The following is an 853-nucleotide window of genomic DNA, read 5'->3' as shown; positions in this document are numbered from 1 at the left end:
ACCGTCGCCTCCATCGCGGGCATCACGAACGACGTCGTGATCCACATGTACACCGCGACTGCTCCCACCTGGCGCGACACTGTGCTCGGGCGGGATCGCTCGGCGCTGCGCGAATTGATTCTCGATGGCGGCCGCGACCTCCTGGAATTGGCGGGCCAACTCCCGAACGTGCGCTTCCAGTTCTCCCCCGAGGTCTTCAACCTGACGGAGCCCGACTACGTGGTCGAGATCTGCGACGCGATCACCGAACTGTGGGATGCGCGCCCCGAGCGCCCGGTGATCCTCAACCTGCCCGCCACCGTCGAGATCGCGACCCCCAACGTGTATGCCGACCAGATCGAGTACATGCACCGCACGCTCGCCCGGCGCGACGGCGTCATTCTCTCAGTGCACCCGCACAACGACCGCGGCACCGGCATCGCGTGCGCGGAGTTGGCGGTGCTCGCCGGCGCACAGCGCGTCGAGGGGTGCATCTTCGGCAACGGCGAGCGCACCGGAAACGTCGACATCGCGACGCTCGCCCTCAACCTGCACGCGCAGGGCGTCGACCCGATGATCGATTTCTCAGACATCGACGAGGTGCGCCGCACCGTGGAGTACTGCAACCGCAGCGAGGTGCACCCGCGGCACCCGTATGTCGGCGACCTGGTGCACACCGCCTTCAGCGGAACGCACCAGGCCGCCATCAAGAAAGGCTTCGCCGAGCACCGCGCGCGGGCGGCAGCCGACGGGGTCCCCGAGCACGAGGCCGAGTGGCGCGTGCCCTATCTGCCTATCGACCCGGCCGACATCGGGCGCAACTACGATGCGGTGATCCGCGTCAATTCCCAGTCGGGCAAGGGCGGCATCGCGT

1 protein-coding gene is annotated in these 853 nt (G+C 67.9%); it reads left to right on the top strand.

Features of this window, described 5'->3' with window-relative positions; all coding sequences use genetic code 11:
* The coding region (locus tag QMM04_RS22845; protein ID WP_282997159.1) for a 2-isopropylmalate synthase at nt 1-853 on the top strand (853 nt) is incomplete at both ends.

Source organism: Pantoea sp. Pa-EAmG, assembly GCF_030024295.1.
Classification (GTDB): domain Bacteria; phylum Pseudomonadota; class Gammaproteobacteria; order Enterobacterales; family Enterobacteriaceae; genus Pantoea; species Pantoea dispersa.
Note: the sequence above shows the minus strand (reverse complement) of the source record. Positions and strands in the feature narration are given on the sequence as shown.